Consider the following 232-nt stretch of genomic DNA (forward strand, 5'->3'; position numbering starts at 1 on the left):
TCCATGTGCAGCGCCAATGCCTTGCCCACGGTGTGCCCGTAACCCGGTAAAACGTTGAACACCCCCGCAGGAATGCCCGCGTCCAGCGCCAGTTGAGCCAGACGAATCGCGCTGAGCGGCGAGCGCTCGGAAGGTTTCAGAATCACCGAGTTGCCGGTGGCAAGCGCCGGGCCGAGCTTCCACGCACTCATCATCAGCGGGAAATTCCACGGCACAATCGCCGCGACCACAC

General features: G+C 63.4%; 1 protein-coding gene. It reads right to left on the bottom strand.

Annotated features, from left to right (window positions below):
• A partial coding sequence (locus AAEZ10_RS27800) for an aldehyde dehydrogenase family protein (RefSeq protein ID WP_350571902.1) occupies window positions 1-232 on the bottom strand: 232 nt, incomplete at both ends.

This window comes from Pseudomonas sp. H26/SER47-MNA-CIBAN-0231, assembly GCF_040310465.1.
GTDB classification, from domain to species: domain Bacteria; phylum Pseudomonadota; class Gammaproteobacteria; order Pseudomonadales; family Pseudomonadaceae; genus Aquipseudomonas; species Aquipseudomonas atacamensis.